23 protein-coding genes and 1 tRNA gene are annotated in these 22,738 nt (G+C 73.5%); 11 read left to right on the forward strand and 13 right to left on the reverse strand.

Annotated features, from left to right (window positions below; all coding sequences use genetic code 11):
• Both ACLQ2V_RS05620 and ACLQ2V_RS05625 read right to left on the reverse strand, forming a co-directional pair.
• Positions 1-865, reverse strand: an 865-nt coding sequence (locus ACLQ2V_RS05620) for a M23 family metallopeptidase (RefSeq protein ID WP_425717281.1), incomplete at its 3' end; no start/stop codon positions are given.
• Positions 866-991: 126 nt separating this feature from the next.
• Positions 992-1,846: a class I SAM-dependent methyltransferase gene (locus tag ACLQ2V_RS05625; RefSeq protein ID WP_425717282.1), complete on the reverse strand. Its 855-nt coding sequence runs from the start codon at positions 1,844-1,846 to the stop codon at positions 992-994.
• 196 nt (positions 1,847-2,042) lie between these two features.
• On the opposite strand from ACLQ2V_RS05625, the gene ACLQ2V_RS05630 reads away from it, so the two are divergent.
• From ACLQ2V_RS05630 to ACLQ2V_RS05645, 4 genes are all read left to right on the forward strand, one after another.
• The gene (locus tag ACLQ2V_RS05630) at positions 2,043-2,801 is read left to right on the forward strand and encodes a class I SAM-dependent methyltransferase (protein ID WP_425717283.1); all 759 of its coding nucleotides are present in this window, start codon (positions 2,043-2,045) and stop codon (positions 2,799-2,801) included.
• Positions 2,802-2,843: 42 nt separating this feature from the next.
• Positions 2,844-3,368: an AAA family ATPase gene (locus tag ACLQ2V_RS05635; protein ID WP_425717284.1), complete on the forward strand. Its 525-nt coding sequence runs from the start codon at positions 2,844-2,846 to the stop codon at positions 3,366-3,368.
• Positions 3,369-3,473: 105 nt separating this feature from the next.
• Entirely contained in the window at positions 3,474-3,845 is a 372-nt protein-coding gene (locus ACLQ2V_RS05640; RefSeq protein ID WP_425717285.1) for a hypothetical protein, read from the forward strand.
• 22 nt (positions 3,846-3,867) lie between these two features.
• Positions 3,868-5,985 (forward strand): HelD family protein, encoded by a 2,118-nt coding sequence (locus tag ACLQ2V_RS05645; protein WP_425717286.1) that lies wholly within the window; start codon positions 3,868-3,870, stop codon positions 5,983-5,985.
• 91 nt (positions 5,986-6,076) lie between these two features.
• On the opposite strand, the gene ACLQ2V_RS05650 is transcribed toward ACLQ2V_RS05645, so the two are convergent.
• Entirely contained in the window at positions 6,077-6,892 is an 816-nt protein-coding gene (locus ACLQ2V_RS05650; RefSeq protein ID WP_425717287.1) for an ABC transporter permease, read from the reverse strand.
• Complete coding sequence (locus ACLQ2V_RS05655) at positions 6,889-7,875, reverse strand: ATP-binding cassette domain-containing protein (protein WP_425717288.1); 987 nt, start codon at positions 7,873-7,875, stop codon at positions 6,889-6,891. Before ACLQ2V_RS05655 ends, ACLQ2V_RS05650 begins: the two co-directional genes overlap by 4 nt.
• Positions 7,876-7,974: 99 nt before the next feature.
• On the opposite strand from ACLQ2V_RS05655, the gene ACLQ2V_RS05660 reads away from it, so the two are divergent.
• Complete coding sequence (locus ACLQ2V_RS05660; protein WP_425717289.1) at positions 7,975-8,796, forward strand: TetR/AcrR family transcriptional regulator; 822 nt, start codon at positions 7,975-7,977, stop codon at positions 8,794-8,796.
• Positions 8,797-9,041: 245 nt separating this feature from the next.
• Entirely contained in the window at positions 9,042-10,766 is a 1,725-nt protein-coding gene (locus ACLQ2V_RS05665; protein WP_425717290.1) for an anthranilate synthase family protein, read from the forward strand.
• A gap of 133 nt (positions 10,767-10,899) precedes the next feature.
• On the opposite strand, the gene ACLQ2V_RS05670 is transcribed toward ACLQ2V_RS05665, so the two are convergent.
• The 6 genes from ACLQ2V_RS05670 to ACLQ2V_RS05695 all read right to left on the reverse strand — a co-directional run bounded on the left by ACLQ2V_RS05670 (position 10,900) and on the right by ACLQ2V_RS05695 (position 17,495).
• Positions 10,900-10,973: transfer RNA gene (locus ACLQ2V_RS05670), tRNA-Ala, on the reverse strand.
• A 173-nt stretch (positions 10,974-11,146) separates the two neighbouring features.
• The gene (locus ACLQ2V_RS05675; RefSeq protein ID WP_425717291.1) at positions 11,147-11,956 is read right to left on the reverse strand and encodes a hypothetical protein; all 810 of its coding nucleotides are present in this window, start codon (positions 11,954-11,956) and stop codon (positions 11,147-11,149) included.
• 187 nt (positions 11,957-12,143) lie between these two features.
• The gene (locus ACLQ2V_RS05680; RefSeq protein ID WP_425717736.1) at positions 12,144-12,788 is read right to left on the reverse strand and encodes a GNAT family N-acetyltransferase; all 645 of its coding nucleotides are present in this window, start codon (positions 12,786-12,788) and stop codon (positions 12,144-12,146) included.
• Between the two features lie 115 nt (positions 12,789-12,903).
• Positions 12,904-14,217, reverse strand: a complete 1,314-nt coding sequence (gene glp / locus ACLQ2V_RS05685) for a gephyrin-like molybdotransferase Glp (RefSeq protein WP_425717292.1) — start codon at positions 14,215-14,217, stop codon at positions 12,904-12,906.
• Positions 14,214-15,215, reverse strand: coding sequence for a UTP--glucose-1-phosphate uridylyltransferase (locus tag ACLQ2V_RS05690; protein WP_425717293.1), 1,002 nt, complete (start codon positions 15,213-15,215; stop codon positions 14,214-14,216). Before ACLQ2V_RS05690 ends, glp begins: the two co-directional genes overlap by 4 nt.
• A 9-nt stretch (positions 15,216-15,224) precedes the next feature.
• The gene (locus ACLQ2V_RS05695; RefSeq protein ID WP_425717294.1) at positions 15,225-17,495 is read right to left on the reverse strand and encodes a diguanylate cyclase; all 2,271 of its coding nucleotides are present in this window, start codon (positions 17,493-17,495) and stop codon (positions 15,225-15,227) included.
• A 110-nt stretch (positions 17,496-17,605) separates the two neighbouring features.
• Between ACLQ2V_RS05695 and ACLQ2V_RS05700 the strand changes: the two genes are divergently transcribed.
• The 3 genes from ACLQ2V_RS05700 to ACLQ2V_RS05710 all read left to right on the forward strand — a co-directional run bounded on the left by ACLQ2V_RS05700 (position 17,606) and on the right by ACLQ2V_RS05710 (position 19,442).
• Positions 17,606-18,265 (forward strand): 5-formyltetrahydrofolate cyclo-ligase, encoded by a 660-nt coding sequence (locus ACLQ2V_RS05700; RefSeq protein WP_425717295.1) that lies wholly within the window; start codon positions 17,606-17,608, stop codon positions 18,263-18,265.
• 18 nt (positions 18,266-18,283) lie between these two features.
• A complete protein-coding gene (locus tag ACLQ2V_RS05705) occupies positions 18,284-18,718 on the forward strand; it encodes an FmdB family zinc ribbon protein (protein WP_425717296.1) in 435 nt (144 codons plus the stop codon).
• A gap of 202 nt (positions 18,719-18,920) precedes the next feature.
• Complete coding sequence (locus ACLQ2V_RS05710) at positions 18,921-19,442, forward strand: flagellar biosynthesis protein FlgA (protein WP_425717297.1); 522 nt, start codon at positions 18,921-18,923, stop codon at positions 19,440-19,442.
• A gap of 42 nt (positions 19,443-19,484) precedes the next feature.
• On the opposite strand, the gene ACLQ2V_RS05715 is transcribed toward ACLQ2V_RS05710, so the two are convergent.
• Complete coding sequence (locus ACLQ2V_RS05715) at positions 19,485-19,667, reverse strand: hypothetical protein (RefSeq protein ID WP_425717298.1); 183 nt, start codon at positions 19,665-19,667, stop codon at positions 19,485-19,487.
• A 66-nt stretch (positions 19,668-19,733) separates the two neighbouring features.
• On the opposite strand from ACLQ2V_RS05715, the gene ACLQ2V_RS05720 reads away from it, so the two are divergent.
• Positions 19,734-20,120, forward strand: coding sequence for a hypothetical protein (locus ACLQ2V_RS05720; RefSeq protein ID WP_425717299.1), 387 nt, complete (start codon positions 19,734-19,736; stop codon positions 20,118-20,120).
• A 12-nt stretch (positions 20,121-20,132) separates the two neighbouring features.
• Here ACLQ2V_RS05720 and ACLQ2V_RS05725 read toward each other — a convergent pair whose 3' ends face one another.
• Positions 20,133-20,615: a DUF2231 domain-containing protein gene (locus ACLQ2V_RS05725; RefSeq protein ID WP_425717737.1), complete on the reverse strand. Its 483-nt coding sequence runs from the start codon at positions 20,613-20,615 to the stop codon at positions 20,133-20,135.
• A 184-nt stretch (positions 20,616-20,799) separates the two neighbouring features.
• Between ACLQ2V_RS05725 and ACLQ2V_RS05730 the strand changes: the two genes are divergently transcribed.
• Positions 20,800-21,657 carry an oxygenase MpaB family protein gene (locus ACLQ2V_RS05730; RefSeq protein WP_425717300.1) on the forward strand — a complete coding sequence of 286 codons (858 nt, stop codon included), beginning with the start codon at positions 20,800-20,802 and terminating at the stop codon, positions 21,655-21,657.
• A gap of 59 nt (positions 21,658-21,716) precedes the next feature.
• Here the strand turns inward: ACLQ2V_RS05730 and ACLQ2V_RS05735 are convergent, their stop codons facing one another.
• Positions 21,717-22,628: a RecB family exonuclease gene (locus ACLQ2V_RS05735; protein ID WP_425717301.1), complete on the reverse strand. Its 912-nt coding sequence runs from the start codon at positions 22,626-22,628 to the stop codon at positions 21,717-21,719.
• Positions 22,629-22,738 lie beyond the last annotated feature (110 nt).

Here is a 22,738-nt window from a genome sequence, read left to right on the forward strand (position 1 = left end):
CCGTGTAGATGTACTTCACGCCGTCGACGCTGGTCACGGCCAGGGCGTTGTTGCTGACGCCGGAGATGCCGGTCCAGAGGTTGCGCCACCCGGTGTCGCTGGACGCCTCGTACACCCGGCCGTCGTTGACGGTGTAGAGGAGCTTGTTGCCGTCGACGACCATCGACGCGGTGGCCGAGCCGGTGATGGAGTTGACCGGCAGCGACCGCCAGCCGTTGTCGCTGCCGGACTCGTACACCTGGCGGTTGGTGTTGGTCTGCCCGCAGTTCTGGCTGGTCATGTTCCGCGCCGGCGAGGTGGGGCCGGAGATGTAGAGCGGGCCGGTGTTCGGGCTGCCGTCGGAGGTGATGCCGGAGGGCACCCCGTTGAAGTACGACTCGGTCTTGACCCCGTCGCGTACCTGCTCGAAGTGCAGGTGCGGGCCGGTGGAGTTGCCGGTGCTGCCGACCCGGCCGAGTTGCTGGCCCGTCGAAACCCCCTGCCCGGCGGCGACCATCGGCGCCTCGATCATGTGCAGGTAGAGCGTCCGCCAACCGCCGCCGTGATCGATGATCACGTACCAGCCGCCGCCGCTGCCCCAGCCCGCGAACGTGACGGTCCCGGCGTAGGAGGCGAGGACCGGCCGGCCGTTGCTGGCCCCGCCGGTGAAGGTCAGGTCGATGTCGTAGTCGTCGTGGCCGTAGTAGGTGGCCATTCGCCAGGTCTCGCCGCACGGCACCGGCATCTGGAAGTTGGGCCGGGGGCCGGCGGCGTGGGCCGGCGTGGCCACGACGGCGGTGCCGCCGACGGCCGCGAGCACCGCGGCACCGGCGGTGGCGAGCGCCAGGCAGGCCGACGTGAGGACCCGGGCAAACAGACCCGTCATCGAGGACTTCCCTCCGAATAGGACACAAGATCGAGGAAGGTCGATCATACCGATCGACCTTCGAATGGAAGGCCCCATCCGGTACGCGTCGACCAGCCCCGCCCCGCCCGCGACGGCAACCCGCCGTCAGCCCCGCCGCCGGTCGCCCTCCCCCGGGGTACGCCAGACGAAGACCTCCGTGTCCGGCACCGGCTCCGAGAACCGGCCCCCGTCGGACGCCTCGCCCAGCAGGCGTCGCAACCGGCTGTCGAACTCCGCGAGCCGCCGACCGAACAGGTGGGGTGCGGAGTCCGATCGGGAGTACACCCACGCCACCACGTCGTCGACGCTGCGCTCCAGCACCCGGCAGGCCGGCACCCGCAGCCGCTCGGGGCCGAGAAAGCCCGCCCGCGTCAACACGGCTGCCTCGCCGCCGGGGGTCCCGTTGACCAGCACCCCCTGACCGGCCCGCCGCAAGGGGCCCAACTGGTGCCGCACCAGCTCCCGAATCCGCTCCACGGGCGGCGGCGGGTGCGCGAGCGGGCCGGTCGACGGCGGCTCCTTGACGTCGCTGACGTGCACGAACGCCCCGCCCGGAACGAGCATTCGGTGGATCGTCCCGGCCACCCGCTCCTGGTCCATCCAGTGGAAGGACTGTGCGAAGACCGCCACCCGGAAGACGCCCAGCCCGGCGGGCAACTCCTCGGCCCGCGCCCGCACCCACCGGACGTTGGCCACGCCGGCCCGCTCGCTGCGGCGACGGGCCTCGGCCAGCATCCCCTCGTCCGGGTCGACGCCCACCGCCTCGGCGAACAGCGGCGCGAGGGGCAGCGTGACCACGCCGGGCCCGCAACCGACGTCGAGCAGGCGTCCGGTCCCGTCGAGACCCAACGCGGCCGCGAGCGCGTCGGCGAGGCCGGCGGCATAGGGCAGCCGCCCCCGCTCGTAGTACGGGGCGCTCCCCGCGAAGAGGGTCTCGTCCCACTCCCACCCGTCCGGCACGCCCGCCGCCTCCCTCGCTCCCGCCCTCGACCCGGACCCGGCAACTTCACCGAAGATGCTGGGTCGCGGCACCCGCCAGCGAGCATCTTCACCGAAGTTTCCCGGATCTTCATGGCTTTTTGGCGAGCCGGAAAGTAACGTCTCGATGTATCGCTCCGATACATCGGGCCGACGGTCGAACACTGAGGGAGTGGCGATGAGACGGGTCGACTACGACCGGGAGCAGTACCAGAACTATCGGCGCGGTCGCGCGCTCAACGAGCAGCAGCTGGGGGCGTGGATGAGCGCCTTCGCCGCCGCGCTGCCCGAGCGACGCCCGCTGGTCGGGCTGGACGTCGGCTCCGGGACCGGCCGGTTCACCCCGGCGCTGGCGCGGGCGTTCGGGCCGGTCACCGGCATCGAGCCGGCGGAGCGCATGCGCGAGGTGGCCCAGGCCCAGGCGCAGCATCCCGACGTGCGCTACCTGGCCGGCTCCGCCGAGGAGCTGCCCGTGCCGTCCGACAGCGCCGACTACGCGCTGATGTTCCTGGCCTGGCACCACGTCCAGGACAAGCCCCGCGCCGCCCGGGAGCTGACCAGGGTGATCCGGCCGGGCGGGCGGCTGCTGTTGCGCGGCAACTTCAGCGACCACCATCCCGAGCCGTGGTGGCTGGACCACTTCCCCCGCGGCCTCGAGGCGGACCTGGCCCAGTTCCAGCCGCTGCACGAGGTCATCGCGATGTTCACGGCGCTCGGTTGGCGGGTCGCCTCGTTCGGCACGGTCACCCACCCCTCCGACGGCACCCGCGCCGACGTGCTGGAACGCCTCCGGCTGCGTACTCTCTCGTTCTTCGCCCAGCTCAGCCACGACGAGGCGGAGGCGGGCCTGCGCAACATCGAGCGGATCGTCGCCGCCGATCCCGGCGCGCCCGCGCCCGCGCTGGCCGAGCCGCTGCTCACCCTCGAACGCCGCTAGCGCGAAGATCGACCCGCCGACGCGCGCCTCTGGGCTGGTCTGATGCCGCCGCCACCCGTGGTCCATCTCCTCGTCGGCCTGCCCGGCTCCGGCAAGTCGACCTATGCCCGCGCCCTCGAACGCGAGGGGGTGCTGCGGCTCTCCGTCGACGAGCAGTTGATCGCGCGCCACGGCCGGCTCGGCAAGGACTACCCGGAAGGGCGGCACCTGGAGCTGCTGGGGCCGGTGGTGGAGGCGGTCCGGGGGCAGCTCGTGGCGGCGGTGAGCAGCGGCCGTTCGATCGTCCTCGACCACGGGCTCGGGCAACGCCGCGAACGCGAGGAGTACAAGCAGCTCGTCACCGACCTCGGCGCGACCTGGCGGCTGGTGCACTTCCAGGTCGGTCGGGACGAGCTGCTCCGGCGGCTCGCCCTGCGCAACGCGGACGCGGCGCACGGCGTGATCGACCCGGAGCTCCTGGACTGGATCGCCAGGACGTCGGAGGACCCGCACGGCGAGGGCGAGGAGGTCGTGCGACCCGGCGATTCCGAGGGTCGCGTACGACTGCCTGCCCCGTCAGAAAAGTGAGTTGAGCGGAACCCAGCTCCGCTTGGTGGGCAAGGAGATCATGCTGCATATGAAGGACGAGAATCTGGTGGGGCTCTGGGACAACGCCCCGTATGCTACGGGGCGATGGAGTCGAGTTGGCTCTGCCTGCGCGGTGACGGCACCGGGTGGACCGGTTGGGCCAACGCCGCCCGCGGCGCCTCGGTGAGCCAGGTCACCTGGGGCTGCCCCCAGGAGGGTGCCCTTGAGCTGCGGTACACGTGGACGGCGTCGGGCACCGGCGTCCCCGGCGCGCCGCCCACCCTCGTCGACATCGACGAGGAGGGCCCGGACGACCTGCTGGTCCGCGCACGTTTCATCGTCAGCGTCGACACACCACCCCTGGACGACGCTCCGGTCACCATGCTTGCCGCCGGAACGCCTGCGGCCCGCTCGGGTCGAGGGAGAGCGCCAATACAAGGATTTGCGCATGGGCCAAAAATCCGCTCTGGACAATGACACTGCTGACGTCAGCAAGGCAATGCCAAGCAGCGAAGCGGCCACCTCCAACACGGAGGACGTCGCGCGTCGCTCCGCCGTCGCCGAGGAACAGGAGTTTCTCGACCTGGCCACGGCCCGGCGCGACCGGCTCGTCGACCACCTACGGGCCGAGCTCTCGTCAGGCGCCCTGGACGCGTTGGAACGGGCGCGGATGCGCATGCTCCGCCAGCAGTACGAGGAGCTACGGCGCGCACAGGACGGGCTGGTCTTCGGCCGCCTCGACGGTCTTGACGGCACCGTGCGGCACGTCGGCCGGGTCGGTCTGCGCAGCGACGACGGGGAGGGCGAGCCGCTGCTGCTGGACTGGCGCGCTCCCGCAGCCCGGCCGTTCTACACCGCGACGGCTCTCGACCCGCAGGGTCAGGCACGGCGCCGGCACATCCGTACGACGGGATCGGCCGTCGTCGGCGTGGACGACGAGCCGCTCGACGGGGCCGTGACCACGGAACTCGTCGGTGAAGGCGCCCTGCTGGCCGCCCTGGACCAGCGGCGCACCGGTCACATGTCGACGGCGATCTCCACGCTGCAACGCGAGCAGGACGACATCATCCGGGCGGAGGCGGCCGGCCCGCTGATCGTGCAGGGCGGCCCCGGGACCGGCAAGACCGTGGTGGCCCTGCACCGCGTCGCCTACCTGCTGTTCGCCCACGCGACGATCGCCGACCAGGCGGTCCTGGTCCTCGGCCCGTCCCCGCGGTTCCTCCAGTACATCGCCCAGGTGCTGCCCGCGCTCGGTGAGACCGCCGTCGTCTCGGCGACCTGCGACACCCTGCTGCCCGACATCCGCGTGGGCCGCGACGAGAGCCGGCTGCTCGCCGAGATCAAGGGCCGCGCCCTCTGGCAACCCGCGCTCGAAAGCTACGTCACGTCGCTGTTCCCCCGGCCCCGCGAGCTGAGGCTGCGCTGGGAGGGCGAGTTCTACGTCATCGCGGCCGCGGCGGTGGCGCAGGCGCTCGCCTCGGTGCGGGGCCGCCCGTACCATCGCGCCCGCCAGGCGTTCGCCGAGCAGCTGCACCACCTCCTCGCCGAAGCCGTGGTCGAGCAGCGCGAGACGCTGATGAACGAGATGGAGGAGGGCTTCGAGGACATCCTCGCCCGCGTCGACCGGAGCATGCAGCATGACCACCGCCCCGCCGGTGGGCCCACCGGCAGTGACGTCGACGGATCGCTCTCCGAGGAGGAGGTGGAGGACCTTCGTCGTCGCATCGCGGAGAACGCGACGATCGCCCGGTTCGTCGAGGCATGGTGGCCCACCCTCGAGGCCGAAGCCCTGCTGCGTGATCTCCTGACCGACCGCGCCCGGCTGGCCCGCTTCGCTCCCCGGTTGTCCACCGCGGAGACCGCCGCCGTCTCGGCCGAGCCCGCGCCGTGGGCATCGAGCGACATTCCCCTGCTCGACGCCCTCGCCGACCTGCTGGGCGAGGGCGAAGCCCCGCAACCACAGGGCGAGTTCGTCGCCGACCACGCTCGTCGCCAGCGCGGCTGGGTGTACGGCCACGTCGTCGTCGACGAGGCGCAGGAGCTCTCCGAGATGCAGTGGCAGATGGTCCTGCGGCGCTGTCCCACCCGTTCCGTCACCGCGGTCGGCGACATCGACCAGGCGGAGGCAGCACACCGGCACACCAGCTGGGCGCAGGCGGTGCAGGCGGCTTTCGGAGAACGCTGGACCGCCGCGGAGCTGACGATCTGTTACCGGACGCCGCGTGAGGTCATGGAGCTCACCGAGCCCGTGCTGCGAAAGGCCGGCAGCCACAACGCGCCGCCCCGGGCGGTACGCTCCGCCGGCATCGCCCCCTGGGTGCTCACGACCACGCCTGCGGAGCTTGCCGACGCCGCCACCCAGGCGGTGCGACGGCTCCGGCAACGGTGGCACGGCGGCACGGTCGGCGTCGTCGCCCCCGCCGACCGCGTCGCCGCGCTCCGGGCGGTGCTGAGCGAGGTGCCGGTGCTCACCGCAGCCCAGTGCAAGGGACTGGAATGGGACGCCACGCTACTCGTCGACCCCCAGGGGATCGCCGCCGAGCCACGCGGCTGGAACGGCCTCTACGTCGCGCTCACCCGCTGCACCCAGGAGCTCGGGCAACTGGTCGTCGCGTAGCAGTCGCCAGGTCGTGGCCCCCTTGTCTCCGGCCGGGTGGCCCAGGGCGATCCACCCGGCCGGCGGGCCGGCCCGTTCGGCGGACCCAGGGTCAGGCGAAGCGGCGGCGGTAGATGCGGGTGGCCAGGGGGGCGAAGACCAGCAGGACCGCCGCCCACCAGAGCACCGCCTGCCAGCCGGCGTCGCCGACGGGCCGGCCGAGCAGCAGCGCGCGGACCGTGTCGACGACCAGGGTCACCGGCTGGTGTTCGACGAACTGGCGCAGGCCGTTGGTCAGCGTCTCCGGCGGGACGAAGGCGCTGCTCGCGTACGGGGTGAACATCAGGATCAGGCCGAGGCCGCTGGCGCCGTCGACGGACTTGGCGATCAGGCCGAGCACGGCCGCGACCCAGGCCAGCGAGAAGGCGAAGAGCAGGAGCAGGCCCAGCGCGCCGACCCAGCCGAGGAACGAGCCGTCGGGGCGGAATCCGACGGCGAAGCCGAGACCGACCATGATGACCAGGGCGATGGCGGCGCGGAACACCGCCGCCACGATGTGCCCGGTGATCACCGCCGAGTCCGTCATGGCGATGGCGCGGTAGCGGTCGACCACGCCCTCCTGCATGTCGGACTGCACGGCGAGCGTGGTGGAGACCGAGATCATCGTTACGCTGATGACCAGGATGCCCGGAAGCAGGTAGTTGATGTAGGTGGTGTTCCCGGCGTCGATCGCGCCACCGAACATGAAGCAGAACAGCAGCAGCATCGACGCCGGCAGCATGATCGCGGTGAAGAGCTGGTCGGGGCTGCGCGTGAGGTGGTGGACGTGGCGGCCGATCAGGACCATGTTGTCGCTGATCGCCCAGTACAGCTTGGAACGCTTCTCCGGCAGGACGACGCCGTCGCCGGTCAGGGTCTCGGTGGTCACAGTGCGGCTCCCACCTGGGAGTCGGCGCGGGCGGGCGCGGGCTCGGCCGGAATGCCGTCGCGCCCGGTGAGGGCGAAGAAGACGTCGTCCAGGGTGGGCCTGGTCAGCGACAGCGACCTGAGTGCCAGGCCGTGCCGTTCCAGCTCGTCGAGGACCCGCTTGACGTGCGACGGGGCCTCGACGACCAGGCTGATCGTGCGGGTCTCCGGGTCGGTCCGGCGGCCCTCGCCGGTGATCAGCTCGCCGGCCCGCCGGAACGCCTCGTCGGTGGCCAGGACGACCTCGACGCGCTCCTTGCCGACGGCCTGCTTGAGCTCCTCGGCGGTGCCCTGCGCGATGATCCGGCCGCCGTGCAGCACGGCGATCTCGTCGGCGAGCTGGTCGGCCTCTTCGAGGTACTGCGTGGTGAGCAGGATCGTGATGCCGGAGCCGAGCAGCTCGCGGATCACGTCCCACATCACCTGGCGGCTGCGCGGGTCGAGGCCGGTGGTGGGCTCGTCGAGGAAGAGCACCGCCGGGGTGACGATGAGGCCGGCGGCCAGGTCGAGGCGGCGCTTCATGCCCCCCGAGTACGTCTTGACGGGCCGGTCGCCCGCGTCGAGCAGCCCGAACTGTTCCAGCAGTTGCTCTGCGCGCCTGGCGGCGTTGGGCTTGCTGAGCTTCTGCAGCCGGCCCACCATGACCAGGTTCTCCCGACCGGTGTGCATCCAGTCGAGGGCGACGAACTGACCGACCAGGCCGATCGAGCTGCGCACGCCGTTGCGCTCGCGCACGGTGTCGAAGCCGTTGACGGTGGCGGTGCCGCTGGTGGGGCGGGTCAGGGTGCTGAGCGCCCTGACCACGGTGGTCTTGCCGGCACCGTTCGGGCCGAGCAGGGCCAGCATCGTACCCTTGCGCACGTTGAGCTCGACGCCCTTGAGCACCTCGACGTCGCCGTACCTTTTTCGGAGGTCTTTGAGCTGAATCGCGTATGGAGTTTCCATTGCTCCCCCCAGCTGTGCCACGGGCAAGTTTATGCCATAAATGGTTTCGTTTATGCTATACACAGATAACGGCGGCGGTCAACGCGGAAGGGTGCCGGCATGGCGCAGGACGGCAGGACCGGCGAGGTCCCACGCACGTACGAGTTCCTCTGGCGCGACACCGGGCAGCCCGGCCGGGCACCCGGGCCCAAGCCGGGGCTGACCGTCTCCAGGATCGTCGAGGCGGCCGTCGCGATCGCCGACGAGGAGGGCCTCGACGCGGTCTCCATGCAGCAGATCGGCAAGCGGTTGGGCGTCACCGCGATGTCGCTCTACCGATACGTGCCCAGCAAGAACCACCTGGTCGCGGCGATGGTCGACGCCGCCTCCGGCGCACCTCCGGAGCTGGCCGCGCTGCCCGGTGACTGGCGCACCCGGGTCGAGACGTGGGTCAAGGCGCTGTGGGCCCGTTACCAGGCCCATCCGTGGATGGTGCGGGCCAAGGTCGGCTACCCGATCGGCCCCAACCAGCTGGCCTGGTTCGAGGGCCTGCTGTCGGCCATCTCCCGCATCGGCCTGCGGTACGAGGAGATGGTCTCGCTCGCGCTGTTCCTCAGCGGCGCCGCTCAGGGCCTGGCCCGGATCTCGATCGACCGGGCACCGGCCGACGAGGCCGACGACGACCCGGTCACCTTCGGCACCGCCCTGGCCGCGGTCGTCGACCCGGCGCGTTTCCCGACCCTGGCCGCGCTGCTGGCGGCCGGCACCTTCGGTCCGCCGCCCGGTGCGGCCACCGGCGACGGCACCGACGAAGCCGGCGCCGACGACGCGAGCATCGAACCCAACCTGGAGTTCGGGCTGCGGCAACTACTGGCCGGCATCGAGGTCCACGTCACGATGACCGATCGAAGGAGTCGGGGGCAGGAAGCGGCAGCGGAATGACGACGGCTGACCATTAGCGGTCGGCGTGGCCGGCCCGGCTCGGGCGCAGACGGTCGACGAGGCGGGCAACCCATCGTCGGACGACCGGCCGATGGGCTAAGCTGCTTCCTCGACACGGGCGTCAATTACCTGGTGATACACCACTTTCTGATCCGCAAGGGTGGCTTCCGGTGAGTCTTGACTTTGCCAACCCCTATTGCCTCGTCCATTCCGAGGGCAGAGTCAACTACGCTCGCGGCGAGATCGTGCGGTCCTGGTCGCTCGCCGAGGTGCCTCGCCCGGCCGCCCACCCGGTGCTGACCATGGTGCCCTACGCGCAACTGCGCGAGCGCGGCTACGTCTGCCACGACGACAACGAGCCCCTCATCTCGTTGGTGCCCGGCGAGTTCCGTGAGGTCGAGCTGGCGTCGTTCGCCGATGTGCGCGCCGACGTCCGGGTGGTCTCCGAGGCCGTGCACACCCCGGGGGACGAGGAGTTCGCCGCCCGGATCGAGCGGGTGATCAAGGAGGAGATCCAGCGCGGCGAGGGCTCCAACTTCCTCATCTCGCGGCGCTGCGACGTCACCATCGGTGACTTCGGGCCCGAGGTCGCGCACACGATCTTCGCCCGGTTGGCCCGCAACGAGATCGGGGCGTACCTCACCTTCTGCTTCTTCGACGGGGAGCGCTACTTCATCGGGTCCTCGCCCGAGCGACACCTCACCTACCGCCGTGGCACGGTCACGATGAACCCGATCTGCGGCACGCTGCCCCGGGTGGCGCTGCAGAAACGGGCCGACCTCATCGAGTTCCTCACCGACCGCAAGGAGGTGAACGAGCTCTTCCAGGTGGTCGACGAGGAGCTCAAGATGATGTCGCGGATCTGCGGCGAGGGCGGCGTCGTGCGCGGGCCGTACCTGAAGGAGATGAGCGCGCTCGTCCACACCGAGTACGTGCTCGAGGGCACCGCCACCATGAGCCCGCTCGACGCGTTCCGGGAGTCGATGTTCGCCGCGACCATGGTCGGCAGTCCACTGGAGAACGCCGCCCGGGTCATCCACCGCCACGAGTCCGAGTCCCGCGGCTACTACTCGTCGGCCCTGATGATCCGCGGCCTCGACGACGACGGCCAGGAGTGGCTGGACAGCGCCATCACGATCCGGACGATGGCGGTGGACACCGAGGGCCACGCCGTGATCCGCAGCGGCGCCAGCGTCGTGCGCGACTCCGTGCCGGCGAAGGAGTGCCGTGAGGTGCGCACCAAGGCCGAGGGTCTGTTGCAGGCGATCACCACCGCCGAACCGCCCGGCCCCTTCCTCCACCGATTCGTGGACGACAAGGTCATGGAGGTGCTCACCGGCCGCAACCGTTACCTGTCGCGCTTCTGGATCAACCGCCAGGTCGACGACCGGTACGCCGCGCCCGCCCTCATCGGCCGCTCGGTGCTGATCGTCGACAACGAGGACCAGTTCACCGAGATGCTCAAGCACATCCTCGAGCACCTCGGGCTCAAGGTCACCATGCGCGACTACCGGGAGTCCGGCATCGGCCTGACCGGTTACGACCTGGTGCTGGTCGGGCCCGGCCCCGGCGACCCGAACGACCTGGGCGACCCGAAGATCGCCCAACTGCACCGCATCGTGGGCGAGCTGCTGGAGGCCGGCACGCCGTTCCTCGCCGTCTGCCTCGGTCACCAGATCCTCTGCCGCCTGCTCGGCATGACCGTGCACCCGGTGGACCCGCCGCTACAGGGTGTGCAGGAGACCGTCGACCTCTTCGGCCGGGCCGAGCCCGTCGGTTTCTACAACACCTTCTTCGCCGACGCCCCGGCGCAGGCCCCGGAGGGCGTGACCATCGCCGTCGAGCCCGACGGCCGGGTCGTGGCGCTGCGCTCCGAAGGCTTCACCAGTTTCCAGTTCCATGTCGAGTCCGTCCTCACCACCAACTGCATCACCATCCTGCGGGAGGCGCTGTTGTGGCTGCTGCCCTGACCCTGCCGCTGTCGGCGGGACAGGCGCGCTGCGGGCGAAAAGACGCGGTCGCGCCCACGATTTGACTAAGAATAGCGAGGCTAAAGATTAAGGCCATGACCAGCGATAACGCCGGCCATGGCCTTGATTTGGGTGGAGCTGAGGGGATTTGAACCCCTGACCCCCTCGATGCGAACGAGGTGCGCTACCAGTCTGCGCCACAGCCCCTCCACCGGCGAACCGGCTTTGGTCCCACCCGGCTTTCACCGGGCGGGCCGGGAACAAGACTAACAGCACACCCGTCCGCCGAGCGAATCCGCCCCACCCCCCGACAGATCTTGGCAGGAACCGGCCCTCCGAGGGGCCGGAATCTTCCAAGATCTCCCCGGACGCCGCGCGCGTCAGGCCGAGTGGGAGGTGCGGCCCGACTGGTACGGGCGGCCGCGCAGCCCTCCCGCCCTCCGGTACGACACCGAGCCGCCGCTGGCCGCCGGCGGAAGGTCGGCGGGGCGGTCCAGCCCCATCGCCGTGCGGCGTACCGCCTCGCGCTGGGCCGCCAGGCGGCGCTGCGCCTCCCGGCGGGCGGCCGACCGGCGGGCCTGCTCGCGGCGCACCTCGGCCTGGCGGGCGGCGAGCCAGGCCGCCTCCCGGGCCTCGCCGCGCCGCCGCCGGCGCTCGGCCAGCGCCCGCTTGCGCAGGTGCACCACGTACGTCAGCAGCAGCGCGGCGGTGACCGAGAAGCTGATCCAGAAGCCGGGGCCGACGACCATCACGCCGATCAGTTCGACGAAGTTGAGCAGCAGCAGGGCGGCCAGCACCCGGCGGCGGCGGTAGATCGCCGGAGTGTGCTGGCGGCGGGGAGCGGCCCGCCGACGGGACTTTCCGGCCGACGGCACCGCGCGCAGCCGACGCCGCCGACGCGACGACGCGGAGGACCCCGAGGCGGCGGTCGAGGCGGAGCCAGCGACCGGGGCAACGAGACCGCCCGTGTCGGCATCTTCACTGAGGGTTACCACAAGTGCCCGGGGCGGGTTGGTCGGGCGGCGGCCGGGGACAGTGCGACGCCGCCGGCGGCGCTGGAGCACCCGCGCCGTCGACTGCGCCCGCTCCGCCACCAGCCGCTCGGTGGCGTCGTACCGGCGGACCAGCGCCGGCGCGAGGGCGAGCAGGCCAGCGGCGGCGAGGACGGCGAGGAGCACCGAGGTCGGCACCCTCTCACCCCTCCCGTCACCGAGTTCGAGGCAACCACCGCGCCACCGCAGGATCTTCGACGAACCCAGGTCAGGGCGGTCGATCCTGCGGGCGGGCAGCGCTTGCCGCAGCTTGCAGTTACTTGAGGTTACGGGCCGTCGACCCGCTAGATAGTGCGCCGCGCCGATCGGGCGGGGGTGGGGCGGTTCACCTGGCAATCGCCCGCAGCCGGTGCCAGCGGGCCAACAGGCCGCCCTCCGCGGCGACTTCCTCGCTGGTCATGGCGTATCCGATGTGGTCGCGCCAGGCACCGTCGATGTGCATGTAACGCACGTGGTACGACTCCTCGCGGAAGCCCAGCTTCTCCACCACCCGCCGGGACGGCTTGTTCTCCGGGCGGATGTTCACCTCGATGCGGTGCAGCCCGCCCGGCCCGAAGGCGTGGTCCACGGCCAGCGCCAACGCGGTGGGGATGACCCCCTGCCCGGCGACCCGGTGGTCCACCCAGTACCCCGCGTACGCCGAGCAGAACGCCCGCCGCACGACGCTGCCGATGTTGAGGTGCCCGACCAGCCGCTCCCGCCCGTGCTCGCGCAGGCAGACCGCGAACGGCATCCCCTCGCCCGTACGCGCCGAGCGGCGCTGGTCCCGGTGCACCCAGCGGAACGCGGCCGGCGAGTTCATCTCGTGCCAGTCCCCCGGCAGCGCCGACTCCCAGGGCGCCAGCCAGGCCTGGTTGGCGCGGCGCACCTCCGCCCAGGCCGTCGCGTCCGAGCGCCGGTACGGCCGCAGCAACACCGGCCCGTCCACCAGCACCGTCGGCCAGCCCGGCGCCCGCCCCGCCCGCAGCATGCTCACCGAACCAACCTTCCGCTCACGACTGCGGGGCTCGCAAGCTCACTCCTCGCGCTCGCACCGACCAACCTTCCGCTCACGACTGCGGAACCCGCAAGCTCGATTGCCGCGCTCACCGGCGGCGGTCCAGCAGGAGCACGTCCACCGTGGAGCCGGCGGCGGCCGTGGTGACCCGCTCGCCGAGCACCATCAGCCCGTTCGCGTCGGCCAGGCCGGAGAGGGTGAACGGCCCGCCCGACAGCGGCTGGACCGTGTATCCCCCGCCGCGCCGCTCGGCGACGTGCGCGGGCCGGAACTCGCGCAGCCCGCCGGGGGAGGTGATGGTCTCCAGCAGGTGCGCGCGGACGCTCGGCCGGAACACCGGCTCGGCCCCGGCCAACAGGTTGATGGCGGGCCGGGCCAGCACCTCGAAGCCGATCAGCGCCGCGCCGGGCTCACCGGGAAGACAGACCACCGGCACCTCCTCGGCGCCGACCGTACCGAACCCCAGCGCCGTGCCCGGATAGAGGGCCACCTCGGTGAAGGTCACCGGGCCGGGCCGGCCGCCCTCCCGGCGGGACAGGATCCGGCGCACCATGTCCCCCGGCCCGGTGCCGGTGCCGCCGGTGGTGATGATCAGATCCGCCCGCAGCGTCTGGTCCTCCAGCAGTCCGCGCAGCCCCTCCGGGTCGTCGTCGCAGATTCCCACCCGGTACGCCAGCGCGCCGACCTCGGCGGCGGCGGCGGTCAACGCGTGCGAGTTGGCGTCGACCACCTGGCCGGGCTGGCTGGCCCGGCCCACGTCGACCAGCTCGTCGCCGGTGGCCACGACGACCACCCGGGGGCAGGGCCGCACCACCACGTGCCCGATGCCGGTGGCGGCGAAGACCGCGACCAGGGCCGGGGAGACGTACGTGCCGGCGCGGGCGAGCACGGTGCCGGCCGGCAGCTCCTCGCCGGCGCGGCGCACCCCGTACCCCCGCTTGGGGGTGCGGAAGATCTCCACGGCGGCCATGCCCTGGTCGGTCCACTCCTCCGGCACCACCACGTCGGCGGTGATCGGCAGCGGCGCCCCGGCCGCGACGGCGAAGCAGGAGCCCGGGGTGAGCCGGACCGGGCGCCAGCTCGCCGCGCCGAGGTCACCGACCACGTTGAGCCGCACGGGGCGCAGGCTGGGCGGGCCGGGCTGGCCGGCGTGGTAGCCGGCGGACCGGCTCGCCCCGGAGAGGTCGTCCCAGCGGGCCGCGTACCCGTCCACGGCCGCCTGGTCGAAGGCCGGGAAGGGGTGCGGCGCGACGACGTCCTCGGCGAGGACGTTGCCGTGCGCCTGGGTGAGGTCGAGGTCGAGCGGGGGCAGCGCGCGTAACCTGCGCAGCACGCTGCCCAGGTAGTCGGCGAGCGGCATCAACTCGTTCGCGGCCGCCTCGGCGTCGGCCGTCGCGGTCATGTACTAGGACCGCCCGACGCTGCACGCACCCCGTCGAGGATCGCCGCGGTGACCGTCTCGTCGCCGTGGTTGACGAACTCGCCGAGCCAGGCGCGGAACTCCGCGCCGAGGTCCTCCCGCTCGGCGGCGATCTGCACCACGGTCTGCAGGTAGCCCAGCGGCATGCCGGTGTCGTAGCGGGTGCCCCGGTAGACGATCGCGTGCACCGGGACGCCCTCGGTGCGCAGCAGCTCCATCGCGTCGGTGAGCTGGATCTCCCCGCCGCTGCCCGGCTTCGTGCGCCGGATCGCGTCGAAGATCCGTCCCGGCAGGACGTACCGGCCGAGGACGGCGAGGTTGCTCGGCGCGTCCTGCGGCTTCGGCTTCTCCACCATGCCGGTGACCTTCACGACCTCGCCGATGTCGGTGAGCTCCGGCTCGGCCGGTTCGACCGAGGCGATGCCGTACCGCGTGGTCTCGGCCGGGTCGATCTCGAAGAAGGCCAGCACGACGCCGCCGGTGCGGGCCTGCAACTCCAGCATCGCCGGCAGCAGCGGCTCGGAGGGCTTGACGAACTCGTCGCCGAGCAGCACCGCGAAGGGCTGGTCGCCGACGTGCGACTCGGCGTACCCGACGGCGTGGCCGAGGCCGAGCTGCTCGGGCTGGCGGCAGGTGTAGATCTCGGCCAGCTCGCTGGGGCGACGCACCGCGGCCAGCCGCGCGTCGTCGCCCTTGGCTTCCAGCCGGGCCTCCAGGTCGGGCCGGCGATCGAAGTGGTCCACCATCGATGTCTTTCCCCGACCGGTGATCAACAACACGTCCCCGATGCCGGCCTGGGCCGCTTCCTCGACGATGTACTGCAGGACCGGCCGGTCGACGACCGGCAGCAACTCCTTGGGCACCGCCTTGGTGGCCGGCAGGAACCGGGTTGCCAGGCCGGCGGCCGGGATGACGGCCTTGACGGCTCGGGAACGGCCGGCCGAGGCGGCCGCTGAGGGGTTCACTGAGTGCTCCGACATGTCGCGAGACTATCGGCCACGGCCGTGCCGCGACGGGTGAGGACCGGAAGACGCGCCGCCGGGGCCGGGCCGCCCGGCCGGCGGGTCGGGGCGACGGCCGTCGGGGTCGGCCGGGCCGGCCGCCGGATGGGCGGCAGCCGCGACGTTCCCCTGGTCGGTCGCCGTGCCGGCCCGGGGCAGGCCGTCGGCGGGACTGACCGCCCCCACCGGCACGGCGATCTCCTCCACCGGGGGCCACGGCCGGGCCTCGGCCAGCCGCCAGGTGTCCCGGCCGGCCCCCTTCGCCGCGTAGAGGGCGTCGTCGGCGGCGTCGAGCACGTCCGGGCCGGTGGTCGCGTGGTCCGGGTACACAGCGATGCCCACCGAGACGGTCATCCGCACGACCGCCCCGCCGGGGGAGTCCAGCACGACGGGGGTGTCCCGGACCGCCGCGCCGAGCCGCTCGGCCACAATGGTCGCCCCCCGCGCGTCGGTCTCCGGCAGCAGCACCACGAACTCCTCCCCGCCCTGGCGGAAGGCCAGGTCCACCTCGCGGATCTCGCCCCGCACCCGGCGGGCGAACTCGACCAGCACCGCGTCCCCGGCGGCGTGCCCCCAGGTGTCGTTGACCACCTTGAAACGGTCCAGGTCCAGGGCGAGGACGCTCAGCATCCGGCCGAACCGGCTGGCCCGCTCCACCTCCCGGCGGATCGACTCACGCAGGTAGCGGTAGTTCCACAGCCCCGTCAGCGGGTCGGTCAACGACAGCCGCTGGGCCTCCTCGTGCACCCGGACGTTCTCCACCGCCACCGCCGCGCGACCGGCGAAGGTGCGCAGGGTCAGCAGGTCGTCGTCGTCGAACTCGTCCCCGCCGAGCCGGTCGTAGAGGACCAGCACCCCGAGCGCCGCCGCCGGCTCCGGCCCGCCCCGGGTCGGCTCCGCGCCGGCCCGGTAGGGCGGGTCGGCCGGGCCGCCGGGGGTGGCGAAGGGCACCGCGACGTACGTCTCGCAGCGCGGCTGGCCGGTCGGCTCCGCCGCCGGGTCGGCGCGGCCCCGACGCGGCTCCCCGGTGGCCGCCACCGCGCCGATCACGCCGTAGCCCACCGGCACCCGCAGCTCCCCCGCGTCGACCGGGTCGGGGCGGGCCCCGTCGGCGGGCCACCGCCCGTCCAACCCCTGCGCGCACTGCCCCACCAGCACCCCGTCGTCGACCAGCAGCACCGCCCCGGCCCGCGCGCCGGTGGCGGCGATCGCGCTGTCCAGGATGACCCGCAGGATGCGTTGCAGGTCGTGGGTGCTGGCCAGGGTGTCGCCGAGCACCACGAGGTGCCCGCGCAACTGGTCCCGGCTGCTGGTGAGCGCCTGCACGTAGGCGGCGGTCTCCCGCATCATCCGGTTGAACGCCTCGGCCAGCCGGCCCAGCTCGTCGCGGCTGCGCACCGGCACCCGGGCGTCGAGGTCGCCGTGGGCCACCCGGTCCACCGCGCCGGCCAGCTCCACCAGCGGCCGGGTGGTCACCCGGGCCAGCCGCCAGGCCGCCGCCACCGCCAGCAGCCCCGCCAGCGCCACCGCGCCGACCAGCGCCCCGTCCGTGCCGGGAGGGCGTTCGCCGCGCACCGAGAGCACCAGCGGCAGCGGCTGCCCCGGCGACGGGCCCAGCCGGCGCACGTACCGGCCGTCGGAGGTCTCGGTGATCCGATCGCCGGTGGCGCTGCGCGCGGCGGCCAGCACCGCGTCGCGTACCGCCGGGGCCTCGGTGGTCTGCGCGACGCGGCCGGGGGTGTCGTCGAGGAGGGTGACCGCGACGCCGGTGACCGCCGCCAGCCGGCTCACGAAGCCCGGGTCGAGCGGCTGGGCGGCGGCGACCGCGCCCAGGTCGACGCCGGCGGGGTCGCGCAGCCCGACCCGCGCGGTGAGCGCCTGGACCCCCCCGGCGGCGGGGAGCGGCCCCGAGCAGTCCCGCCAGGGCCCGGCCGGGGCGCCGGGGGTGGTGTAGAGCACGCCGCCGGCCACGTCGGTGACCAGCACCGCGGCGGCCAGGCCCCGGCTGACCACCTGCCCGGCCGCGCCCGCCCGGCCGGCCGGGTCGGCGACCAGGGCGACGGCGTCGGCCGCCGCGCGTAGCTGCTGGCAGAGGGCGTCGACCGAGGTACGGACCGCGCTGGCGGCCAGCCCGAGCCGTTCCGCCGAGCGGGCCCGGTCGACGGCCGCCATGGTCGAACCGACGAAGAGCGCGCCGAGCAGGACCGGCCCGAGCGCCACCGTCAGGAAGGCCGCCGTCAACCGTCCGCGTAGCGTCAACGCTCCCCCCGGAGTTCCGCGCCCAATGTCAGCGATGCTGACACAGTGCGACCGTGTGGCAAACGTTGCGTCAGGAGTGTTGCGTGTCCGATTTTTCTGATGGAGCGGAAGTGACCCACGAGGCGAAGCGGATCGCCCGGGTGGAGGTGCTCGCCCGACGCCGCGCGCTGCCGGCCGCGACCCGGGCGCAGGCGGCGGCGCGGGTCCGCACGGCGCTGGTCGAGCTGGTACGCCGGCTGCGCCCGGCCACCATGACCGCGTACGTGCCGGTCGGCTCGGAGCCGGGCGGCCCGGAGCTGCCGGAGGCGCTGCGCGCCGCGCTGCCCCCGGGTGCGGTGCTGCTGCTACCGGTGCTCTGCGCCGACCTCGACCTGGACTGGGCGGTGTACACCGGCACCGACGCCCTGGTGGCTGCCGGGCGAGGGCTGCGGGAGCCGACCGGCCCCCGGCTCGGCCGGGCGGCGGTCGCCGCCGCGTCGCTGGTGGTGGTGCCGGCCCTGGCGGTGGATCGGCGCGGGCGGCGGCTGGGCCGCGGCGGCGGCTCGTACGACCGGGCGCTGGCCCGGGTCGGCGACCGGGCCCTCACGGTGGCCCTGCTGCACGACGGCGAGCTGCGCGACCGGCTGCCGGTGCAGCCGCACGACCGGGCGGTCCGCGCGGTGGTCGACCCCCGGGGCGGGCTGCGTACGCTGACGGGCGACCCCGGGGCCGTGGCGACGCTTCCGCTGGACGAATCCGGGTCCGATGACGCACCATTGGCACTCGAATGAGTCGAGTGCCAATCGGCCGTGCCAGATCCGGAGGAGAACGTGCCCACCTACCAGTACGCCTGCACCGCGTGCGGTCACCAGCTCGAGGCGGTGCAGTCCTTCTCCGACGACCCGCTGACCGAGTGCCCGACGTGTGCGGGGCGGCTGCGCAAGGTCTTCAACTCCGTCGGCGTCGTCTTCAAGGGCTCCGGCTTCTATCGCACCGACTCCCGGGCCGGGGCCGACGCGGCCAAGAGCGGGGCCGGCAAGCCGGCCAAGTCCGACTCGTCCTCCGGCGGCGACTCCGGCTCGTCGAGCACCTCCGGGGGCTCGACCGGCGCGTCCGGCGGTTCCACGGGCTCGTCGTCGTCCGGCTCGTCTTCGTCCGGGTCCTCGTCCTCCGGGTCGTCTTCGTCCGGCTCGTCGTCGTCCTCCGGCGGCTCGGCCAAGACGTCGACCGCCAGCGGCTCCTGACCCCGCCGCCCCGACCGGCCCCGTCGCCTTAGCAGATCGTCGCGCCGCGCGGGGGTTTTCCACAGCCCGCCCGGTTGTCCACAGGCCCCGCCCCGAGCCGGGCGGGGTCGCCCCCTGCCGGCCTAGCCTGCTGCTGCGGCGTCACCTCGGCGTCGGTCAGGCGGGGCCCCGCGCGTGCCGGGGCCGGGCGGGAGCGCTTTCGATGGCGAGCACCGGCGCGGGCAACGAATCGCTGCGGCCGGTGCGCCGGCCCCGGCTGCCGGGGCGGTCGACACTGCTGCGCGTCACGCTGGTGGCCGCCCTGCTCGGGCTCGCCGCGGCGGTGCTGCGCACCCCGGCCGGCTGCCCGCCCCCGCCGGTCGCCTCCGGCGGCCCCGGCCCGGCCACGTCGCCGCCCGCTCAGGGCCCAGGTGCCGGTCCCGGTTCGCCGCCGACCCCGCTGTCGCTGCCCGACGGGGCGGTCGGCGTGCCCATCCGGCTGGCCGAGCCGGCCGCGCTCGCCGTGGTCCGCCCCGGCGACCGGGTGGACCTGCTGGCCGTGCCGGCGGGCGGCCGGGCCGCCGAGGCCGACCTGTTGGCGTCCCGGGCACTGGTGCTCGACGTGCTTGGGGCCGGCGCGACGGACGGCGCCTCGGCGCTCTACCTGGCGCTCCTGCCCGGTCAGGCGCAACGCGCCGTCGGCCAGCCGGAGGGCAGCCGCTTCGCCATCGTGGTCCGCGGCTGACGACCCGCGACGGCCGGCGGGCTCAGCCGACGGCCTGCGGGCTCAGCCCCAGTGCGGCGGGCGCTCGGCCAGCAGCCAGTCGTCGTTGCCGGCGGCCCGCTCGCCCCAGCCCCGATCGGTGTCGTCGGCCGTCTGCTCGGGCAGCACCACGAAGTCGTCACTCAGGTCGACGGTGCGGTCGTCGTCGTGCGCCCGCGCCCCGGGGTCGATGCTCACGAGCGGCAAGGATACCCGCTCGCGGGCCCGCGTCCGGGCAGCCGGACGCTGGCCGGGTTGGTAGCGTCGGACGGCGTGACCACGCCCAGCGCCGACCGCCCCGAGGACGACTACTGGCGTCGGCCGCCGGAACCCCCCGCCGGCAACGGCGGCGGCAGCAGCGGCAACGGCGGCAACGGCGGCAACAATCGCAGCGGCGCGGGCGGGCCGGCGGCGGCCCCGGCCGGGCCCGCCGCGCCGACCGGTTACGCCGGGCCGCCGCCCACCACGCCCCCGCCGCCCGGCTGGCGTCCCCCGGTGCACCTGCAGATGACGCCGCCCCGTCAGCTTCCGCCGCAGGACATGGCCGGGGTGGACGCGGAGGAGCAGCGCGCCCAGTGGGTCACCTGGGGCATCGGCGGGGGTGCCGCCGTGGTGCTGGTGGTCCTGTTCTGCCTGCTCTGCTCGCGGGCGCTCTTCTGAGCCGCCCGCCGTTCAGAGCACCCCGGTCCAGACCGCCTCGGCGCCGCTGTCCCCGGTCAGGTACACGTAGACCAGCGAGGCCGCCCCCAGCCCGAGCACGAGCACGGTCAGCAGCACCGACACCCAGGACGGCAGGCGGGTGACCCGTTCGTCGTCCCGGGTCGCCAGCAGCAGGAGGATGGCCGCCACGGCGAGGCCGACGGTGAGCCAGAGCAGCACGTCGCCGTACTCGGAGTGCTCCTGGACCTGCTGGAGCACCTCCGGGCCGTAGCCCTTCTCGCGCAGCGCCTGCTCCAGGTCCTCGCCCGACTGCGTCGCCACGAAGGTGACGATCGGGGTCGCCACGGCGAGCGCGGCGACGGCCCAGCCGAGCCGGGGCCGCCACCTGGGCAGCAGCCCGTACGCGGCGGCCAGCACGGCCAGCAGCGGAACGAACACCACCGCGGCGTGAATCACCAGGACATGGCCTGGCAGCCCGTTGATCTCCCTGAACACCGACACCTCCGGCAGTGGACGCGGTCCGCCGCGGCCAGGGTACGACGAGCTGGCCCCACGGCAGTGCTGACGATCGGGTACACGCACCCGCTCCGGTCCCGGTTCAGCCCTCCGACGGGCGGCGGGGGCGGCCCGCAGCGGCTAATTCTCCGGGTCGCGCCCCGGGCGTGGCACCCTTGGTCGGGTGGACTCAGATGACCTCGGCCTCTTCGGTCCGGGTTCGGTCACGTGGAAGGTGCACGAGGAGCCGATCCTGATCGTCGCCGGCCTGCGTTCGCTCTACCTCCAGGCGCTGCACCCCCGGGCCATGGCCGGGGTGGCGCAGAACAGCGACTACCGCTCCGACGCGTGGGGGCGGCTGGTCCGCACCTCCACGTACGTCAACACCACCATCTACGGCACCACCGCCGAGGCCGAGGCCGCCGGCGCCCGGGTACGCCGGATCCACGACCGGCTGCGGGCCACCGACCCGGCCACCGGGCAGCGGTTCCGGGTCGACGAGCCGGAGCTGCTGCGCTGGGTGCACGTGGCCGAGGTGGAGTCGTTCCTGAGCACCGCCCGCCGGGCCGGCCTGCGGCTGACCGACGCGGAGGTGGACCGCTACTACGCCGAGCAGCGCCGGTCGGCGGCCCTGGTCGGGCTGGACCCGGCCGACGTGCCGGGCAGCGCGGCGGAGGTGGCGCAGTACTACCGGCAGGTCCGGCCGGAGCTGCGGATCACCCGCGAGGCGGCGGAGACCGCCGTCTTCCTGACCGCGCCGCCGGTGCCCTGGAAGCTCAGCCTCCCGGTCCGGCTCGGGCTCAACCTCGGGCCGGCCCGAGCGGCGTACTTCGGCGTCGCCGGCACCGCGTTCGCGCTGCTGCCGCCCTGGGCCCGCCGGATGTACGGGGGGCTGGGGCTGCCGACGACCGAGCTGTCGGCGAACCTGACCGTGCGGGCCCTGCGGCTGGCCCTGGCCGCCGTGCCGCGCCGCTGGATGGAGGACCCGTTGCGGCAGTCGGCGAAGGCCCGGATGGCCCGGCTCGCCGCCGCCGGCACCTGAGCGACCCGCAGAGGGCTGAGCGACGCGCCGGCGGCGGCTCAGACGCGCAGCGGGGCGGGTCAGTCGTAGCGCTCCATCGCCGCCCAGGGCTCCTTGCCCGGTTGCTGGGAGCCGACGGGGCAGGTGCGGCGGTAGTCGCACCAGCCGCAGCGCGGCCCCGGGGTGGCGGGGAAGGCCGCGTCCGGGTCGGCCCCGTCGGCGACGGAACGCTCGGCGGCCATGATGTCCTGCGCGGTCTGCTCGGCGCGGGTGAGCTGCCGGGTCAGCGACTCGGTGGTGTGCTCGTGCGCCGCGACGGTGCCCGTGGGCAGGTGGTGCAGCTCCACCTTGCGGCACGGCAGGCGGAACACCCGCTCGGCGGCGTACGCGTAGAGGGCCAGCGCCTGGGAGCCACGGGCGTCGTCGGCGTCCAGCCCGGCGCGGCCGGTCTTGTAGTCCACGATCACCAGCTCGGTGCCGCCCGCGCCGGAGCGGGCATCGATCCGGTCGGCCCGGCCGTTGAACGCCAGCACCGCCGTCCGGGCCGCCACCACCCGCTCGACGCCCATCGGCTCGACCTCGGGATCGAGGGTCTGCACGTACGACTCCAGCCAGGCCAGCGCCCGCCCGTACGCCTGTCGTTCCTGCTCGTCGTCGCGGTAGCCGTCGCGGACCCAGGTGCCGCGCAGCAGGCCGGGCAGCGCCTCCGGACGACGCCGGTCGACGGCCAGCGCATACCAGTTCTTCAGGGCGTTGTGCACGCTCGCGCCCAGCGAGTTGTGCGCCCACGGCGGGCCCTTCGGCGGCGCCGGCCGATCGACGTAGGAGTAGCGGTACCGGCGGGGGCAGTCGGCAAAAGCGCCTAGCTTGCTGGGCGTGCAGACGAACAGCCGCTGCGGCATGCCGTCGAAGCCGAGCTGCTCGGGCTGGCCGGAGCGGGCCCGCGGGGCACGGCCGGCGGTGGGTCGTCCGGAGGAGGAAGCTCGTCGCACCCCACCGATCCTGCCACCCGGGTACGACGACCCGGCCGACGGTGCTGTTCTGGTCAACCAGGGTGCTCTACACCTGCGATCTCGGGGCTACCCGAGGTAGGTGTTTCGAA

Origin of the sequence: Micromonospora sp. DT233 (genome assembly GCF_049841815.1) — a bacterium.
Classification (GTDB): Bacteria; Actinomycetota; Actinomycetes; order Mycobacteriales; family Micromonosporaceae; genus Micromonospora.